This is a genomic window from Bradyrhizobium sp. CCBAU 11434 (genome assembly GCF_028128895.1).
Lineage (GTDB): Bacteria > Pseudomonadota > Alphaproteobacteria > Rhizobiales > Xanthobacteraceae > Bradyrhizobium > Bradyrhizobium zhengyangense.
Genome location: NZ_LBJX01000054.1, coordinates 1 through 6,328, shown reverse-complemented (window position 1 = coordinate 6,328; position 6,328 = coordinate 1). Strand labels below are relative to the sequence as shown.

Genomic DNA, 6,328 nt, shown 5'->3' with positions numbered 1-6,328 from the left:
GACCGAGCGAGATCAGCGAACGGGTTCTCCGACGCTATCGTTCCGCCCGATGGTGGTTAATTCTTGGTCTACATCGACAGGGCCGTCATTGAGACGGATTTGGTGTTGCCAGGGCGGAGTGACGGCAAAAGACGGGCGCCAGCGACTGGTCAACGGTCGTCCAACCTATCAGAATTCGGTGATCAGCCAGCGTCGCACGGCATCGGCATCGCCGTGACCATGGGACCTCAGGATATCAACGATATCTATTGCGGATACGACGACGATCGGATGCTGGTCTTCCTTAATTTCCCTATACGCTTGGCTATCGACGAAACTGGTCGTCACCAGAATTCCGAATTGCCTGTGACGAAGCCGGGAAATCAGTCTAGACATCTCGCGGACGCCAACCGAATTCCCAATCCCATAGCACTTGGCCTCTAGAGCAAAGTCGACCAGCACCGCGCTGTGTCCGCGCCCGATCTTCATCTTGCCGATCGCGTCACGCCCGCCATCCCTCGACGGTCGCGTCACGTCGACATCGACGATGTCGGGAATCAGCATCCTCGCGAGGCTCGCCGCGCAGCGCTCGAAATCGTGAGGCCTCGCCCGGAAGAAGTCGTGGATGGCCGAGACCATCGCCAAGTCGCCCGAGGCGGCAGGTAGCTGCTCGTCGCGCTTTCGATGCTCGATCGATCTAACCGCCTTGAGCGGTCGACATCGGCCGCTGACGACCCAATTCGTCCAGGCTGAAGGAGCTCGCTCGAGCGGATCGCGCCCTTGAACCAAGTCGTCAATCCAAGAGCGCTGGACTTCCGCAACGTCAAGGATCGTGAAGCGCGCGCGATAATTCTGGAACCTGAGACTACAGCATCTTAGAACAGGCCACGCCGGTGCTTTAGACCAATCTCCACACAAAAGTGGTCAAGGGCGGGGACCTCGCAGCTAGACTCTGCGTTCGTGGTATGTTCTCTTCGTTGCATGACCGACCACCCTGCCAGCTGGCGCATGCCGACCCGACAGCAGATGGACCGGATGGCCGCGGCTGCCGCCGTTGGCAGGAACGCGCCGCCAGCGCGGGGACTGGCTCCGGACGACGACTTGCCGCCGGAATACTGGCAGGCCCTTCTGGAGGACGCCCGCGCCGACGGCGGCCGTCCCGGACCTGGTCCGTCCGGACGCCTGCTGCAGCTAAGCCAAATTCACCAGCATTTACTGAGGGTGTCTTGTCGGCGCTGCGCCCGGACCGTCGAAATTCAGAAGGTCGACGCCGTCAGGCTCTGCGGTCCGGACGCGGTCTGGAAGGACGTCGCCCAGCGGCTGCTGGACAACACGTGCTCCGAGAGAACTGGGCGCCTAGAGGAAGACGGCTGTTGGCCGTCGTTCGACTGAGGCGTCCGAATGGCGCCGAAGCACCATCCTACGCCCTTGTCAGGTGGAGACCGGAAGGCGCTCGCCAAAGAACTTGGCCGCGCGCGGGCGATGACGACTATCCTCGCGACTCAGGCCGCCGAAGCCCGGGCCAAGGGCGAGGCCCTGATCAAGCAGGCCGACCGGCTCACGTGTGAGGTCTGGAACGAACACATGTGGGCCAATGGGGCCCCTATCGACCCGTCGCCGACGATCGACCAAGCCATAAACGGCGGCTACGCATGGCTCGAGATCGAATGCTCGCGATGAAGACCAAGCGAGACGTCGACCTGGCCGCGCTGCGCCATCCGCCGACCACTTTCGTCCACGACCTGGCGAGCCGGCTCCGCTGCAGCAAATGCGCCAAGGCCAATCGCAGGCCAGCGGCCACGCTGCTACAGTTGGCGCAGCGCCCTCGCCAGGTCGCTCCGGAGACCTGACGATGTGCAACCTTTATTCGATCACGACCAACCAGGCCGCGATCAGCGCGCTGTTCCGCGTCGTCAACCGGTACGTCGGCAACCTTGCGCCGATGCCCGGTGTCTTTCCGGACTACAAGGCGCCGATCGTCCGCAACGGACCCGACGGCCGCGAGCTCGTCACCGCGCGTTGGGGGATGCCTTCTTCATCGAAGGCGCTGATGGATGCGACAAAGAAGCGGGCGGAGAAGCTGCAAGCCAAGGGCAAGACCGTCGATTTCAAGGAATTGCTCAGGATGGAGCCCGATGGCGGCACGACGAACATCCGGAACGTAAAATCGAAGCACTGGACGCGGTGGCTCGGTCTCGAGAATCGCTGTGTGGTCCCATTCAACAGCTTCAGCGAATTCAACAAGGCCGAAGGCGGCGACATCTGGTTCGCGCTCGACGAGACCCGCCCGCTCGCCTGCTTCGCCGGCATCTGGACGAACTGGACGTCCGTCCGCAAGGTCAAGGAAGGCGAGACCACCAATGACCTCTTCGCGTTCCTGACGACGGAGGCGAACACGGAAGTCTTCGCCATCCACCCGAAGGCGATGCCCGTGATCCTGACGACGCTGGAAGAGGTCGAGACCTGGATGACCGCGCCGGTGGAGGAAGCCCTGAAGCTGCAGCGGCCGCTGCCGGACGGGACGCTGAGGATCGTCGCCCGCGGCGTGAAGGAGGATGCGGCATCGACGGAATAGTTATCCGCTGGCTTGAAACGGTCGGACCGACTAATTGCTGGTATCCTCCTTCGAGGCCTCCGCCAACGCTTGCGTGTCGATGTATTCCCGGATGTGCGTGAGTTTTCGGTCTCGAACGGTTATTGTGAACACCCAGCCATCCTCGAACGCCTTGTTCGTGGACCTGACCGTTCCCTTGGCGAATCCGATGACGAGAACACGGTCACCCTGCGCTACGAACTCCGGAGGCGCCGGGTACGAAATCTGCGTCGCTTCGGACGCCTTCTGAAGCAAGCTCGTCAGCCCGGCGTGACCGCGGTACGTGCCGGCCAGCGCCCAGTCCTTACCCGGAATGATCCACTCGATGTCGTCGGCGCACGACGCGAGCAACCCTTGGCGGTCGCCGCGCCCGAGCGCGGCGAAGAAGTCCTTCACGATCCGCGTATTCTCTTCAATGCTCATGGTGTGTCTCCTTATGCGCATGGAATCGTCGACCTTCCACGATCGACCGTGGCCGCTTATCCCTTGGGCTTCACGAACCGATAGGCGAAGCGGTCGGTCTCGCCCTTGACCGAAGGATCGAACACCTTGACGGAATGGGAATCGTACGTGTTCGCGAGCACGGTACTTTCCGCGTCCAGCACGAAGCCGGCCGCTTCCACCTCCGCCCGGACAGAAGTAGGGTCGATCCGATGCAGCGATTGGGCGTCGTTCGTGCCCGTGCCCGCAGCGGCGGCGTGATCGACGATCACGTAGAATCCGCCAGGCTTGAGGCGCCCGTAGACGGCGCGGTTGAAGTCGGCTGCCGTCCCGCCCCTCGCTCGCATCAACTCGGTGTGGAGATCGTGGTAGAACAGGTGCAGCCACAAGACGTCCGCCGGGCCGGCGGCGCCGGGCAACGCCACCAGATCCGCCGAAACAGCCTGCACGTTTTGTCGGCCAGGCTCATTCGCCAGCGTCTGGATGCGCCCGACCGGATCGTTCTTGAAGTGCGCGACTTCCGCCGGCACGAAGCTGTGGACGCGTCCTTCGGGCCCCACGATGTCGGAGAAGAGGCGGGTCCAATCGCCATCGCCAGGGTAGACGTCGATCACGGTGGAGCCCGCGGCTACGCGCGAAAAACTGATCAATTCGGTTTGCTTCGAGGAGGGGTACATTGGTGATCTCCGATCTGGTGAGGCGCTAGTTCAGATCGCCGAGAAGCCGCCGTCCACGGACAACTCCAGCCCGTTCACGAAACTCGAATCGTCCGAAGCCAGAAACAGCGCGGCCGCTGCGATCTCCTCGGGACGACCCATCGTTCCGCGCGGGATCAGCGCCTCGAACATCTTCTTCGCTTCTTCCGTGAGAACCTGGTCCTGCATCGGGGTTGCGATCGGCCCCGGGTGCAGGACGTTCACTCGGATGTTCCTGGCCTTCAGTTCGTTGAGCCACCCGCGTGCGAAGGCGTGCAGCGCCGCCTTGCTCGCCGCATACACGCTGTAACCGGGGAAGCCTTTCAGCGAAGCGACCGATCCGGTCATGAAGATCGATGCGCCATCGCTCAACAGCGGCAACGCCTTCTGCACGGTGAACAGCGTGCCGCGCGTGTTCAGGCCGAAGGTCGCGTCGAAGTGCTGCTCGGTGATCTCGCCCAGCGGGACGGCTTCGCCCGTGCCGGCGCTCGCGTACAGGACGTCGATCTTGCCCGTTTCCCGCTTGACCGTGTCGAACAGGCGATCGAGGTCGGCGAGATTGGCCGCGTCGCCGCGCACGCCGGTGACGTTCCGTCCAATCGACTTGACGGCCTCGTCGAGCGTCTCCTGCCGCCGGCCGGTGATGAAGACGTAGGCGCCTTCTTCGACGAACCGCTTTGCGCTCGCGAGCGCCATCCCACTCGATCCGCCGGTTACGACCGCGACCTTACCGTCTAACTTTCCCATGACATCTTTCCTTCGGGCTTTGCTTTGATTTTTCGGGGACGTCCCCGCGACGTCCTCGAAATAGGCCTGACCGGGTCCGGCTTTGAGTGCGTAAACGCGCACATCGCTGGTGCGAAATCGAACCGGTTCGGAGGCTGCGGTTCCGACCAAGCTCCACAGAGACCGGCCGTTAGCAGGTGGCCCTTTGTCGTTCGCAAAAGCCTACGAATGCGGCTATGTTCTATTGATCTGCCACCTAGACGGAGGCTTCGGAATGGGCTCCAACCGGTGCTGTATTGCACCATGATCGATTGGGATGACGTTCGCTATTTTCTCGCCGTCGCGCGCGGAGGTTCGGTGAGAGCGGCCGCCGAACGCGTCGGCGTGAACCATGCGACCGTGCTTCGGCGCGTCGCGCAGCTGGAAGAACGCCTCGGGACGCAGATGTTCGAGAAGCTGCCCTCGGGCTACCGCCTGACGGCGGCGGGCGAGGAGGTTCTCGAACTCGCGGAGCAGATGGAAGCGTCGTCGCACAAGCTTGAGACGCGTATCCTCGGACGAGACCAGAGCGTACGCGGGCTTCTGCGCGTGACGCTGGCTCCTCCTCTCGCGACGTACCTACTCATGCCCGACTTCGCCGAGTTCGCACGGCAGCATCCGGACATCGAGATGGACATCTTGGCGTCGGGCGAGTTGGTCAACCTGACCAACCGGGAGGCCGATGTCGCCATCCGCGTGGTCTACGACCGCAAGACCTTGCCGCTCAATCTTCACGGCTTGAAGGGACCTGACGTGTTCGGAGGCGTCTACATATCCCGCGCACGCCTTGCCGCAATGCGCTCGGGAGCGCCCGACCCGGCTCGGTGGATCGTCATCAGCATGCATGGCATCCCGGACTGGGCCAGCGCGGGCGAGCTCCGCACCACGCAGGTTCCGTTTAGGGTCACGGACGCCGAGGGTCAGGTTGCCGCCGTCCGACAGGGACTGGGGATCACGACGCTGCCGTGTTTCGTCGGAGATGCGGACCCGCTGCTGGCGAGAGTGCCGGGCACCGACCTGCACACGTACGGCACGCTTTGGCTTCTCACGCAGGGGGAGACCCGCAAGACGAAGCGCGTGCGGCTTTTCACGGAATTCCTGGCCAGCAGGCTCTCCACTTACGCTCCTCTTCTTGCAGGGCTGACGAAGACCAATCCTTCGACGAAGGAGCGGCGCACTCGGTCGGTGTAACGACCATTGCACAGACCCAGCGGAACACGTGGACAAGCGATAGCCCTGCCGATTGCGAACCCCTGACCCTTGCTAACCGTCCGAAACGAGCAGGAGGGCGGAAGGATTCGTCCGGCAGGAGTTGATCTCGGTGCCGCTGAAGTTCGCGATGTAACGCCGTCGGCGACACTTGCCCCGAGTGTCCGCCAGACTAGCCGTCGGTCTCCGCCCCCCAACCCAGTCCGCGCACCTGACCCCGAGCTTAGGGAGGCGCAGGCAGGACACCATACCGAAACATGAGTTCGCCCGTTTCGCGAAGGACATGGGAGGTTCCCCCATCCCGTCAATAACCGGGGATCTGACCTCGGTCGCGAGCGTGGAGCTGCCACGCGCTCAATAACCGGCCAAAGGTCTCAGGAGACCGCGCGCAAACGTGACTCCTTATCGTCCTTGGCGGCAAGAAGGCTTCGGGGGCGGCCGATCAGATAGCCCTGCATCTCGTCGCAACCTTCCTCCAGCAGAAGAGATAGCTGGGCGTCGGTCTCGATTCCTTCAGCGAGCACCGGAAGCCCGAGGCCATGGGCAAGGCCGATGACGGCCCGGACAATGGCGAGCGAGCGATCACTTTGGCCGAGCGCCATTACGAAGGACCGGTCGATCTTGATCCGGTCGAGGGGAAACGCCT

General features: G+C 63.1%; 7 protein-coding genes and 1 pseudogene. 3 read left to right on the top strand and 5 right to left on the bottom strand.

Translation table 11 applies throughout. From position 1 onward, the window contains the following. Positions 1 to 168 precede the first annotated feature (168 nt). Complete coding sequence (locus XI06_RS43715; RefSeq protein WP_442869433.1) at positions 169 to 897, bottom strand: restriction endonuclease; 729 nt, start codon at positions 895 to 897, stop codon at positions 169 to 171. 483 nt (positions 898 to 1,380) lie between these two features. On the opposite strand from XI06_RS43715, the pseudogene XI06_RS13190 reads away from it, so the two are divergent. Further along, a pseudogene (locus XI06_RS13190) lies at positions 1,381 to 1,829 on the top strand (hypothetical protein). Positions 1,830 to 1,831: 2 nt separating this feature from the next. Further along, positions 1,832 to 2,554 (top strand): SOS response-associated peptidase, encoded by a 723-nt coding sequence (locus XI06_RS13185; RefSeq protein ID WP_271605514.1) that lies wholly within the window; start codon positions 1,832 to 1,834, stop codon positions 2,552 to 2,554. Between the two features lie 30 nt (positions 2,555 to 2,584). Here XI06_RS13185 and XI06_RS13180 read toward each other — a convergent pair whose 3' ends face one another. Genes XI06_RS13180 through XI06_RS13170 form a run of 3 tightly spaced genes read right to left on the bottom strand, consistent with a single transcriptional unit; the run spans position 2,585 to position 4,455 of the window. Then, entirely contained in the window at positions 2,585 to 2,995 is a 411-nt protein-coding gene (locus tag XI06_RS13180) for a nuclear transport factor 2 family protein (protein WP_271605513.1), read from the bottom strand. Between the two features lie 56 nt (positions 2,996 to 3,051). Next, positions 3,052 to 3,690 (bottom strand): methyltransferase, encoded by a 639-nt coding sequence (locus XI06_RS13175; RefSeq protein ID WP_271605512.1) that lies wholly within the window; start codon positions 3,688 to 3,690, stop codon positions 3,052 to 3,054. Positions 3,691 to 3,720: 30 nt separating this feature from the next. Continuing rightward, positions 3,721 to 4,455 carry an SDR family NAD(P)-dependent oxidoreductase gene (locus XI06_RS13170; protein WP_271605517.1) on the bottom strand — a complete coding sequence of 245 codons (735 nt, stop codon included), beginning with the start codon at positions 4,453 to 4,455 and terminating at the stop codon, positions 3,721 to 3,723. A 282-nt stretch (positions 4,456 to 4,737) separates the two neighbouring features. On the opposite strand from XI06_RS13170, the gene XI06_RS13165 reads away from it, so the two are divergent. Continuing rightward, complete coding sequence (locus tag XI06_RS13165; protein ID WP_271605511.1) at positions 4,738 to 5,664, top strand: LysR family transcriptional regulator; 927 nt, start codon at positions 4,738 to 4,740, stop codon at positions 5,662 to 5,664. Positions 5,665 to 6,056: 392 nt separating this feature from the next. Here the strand turns inward: XI06_RS13165 and XI06_RS13160 are convergent. Continuing rightward, on the bottom strand, positions 6,057 to 6,328 hold a 272-nt coding region (locus XI06_RS13160; RefSeq protein WP_271605510.1), incomplete at its 5' end, for an EAL domain-containing protein.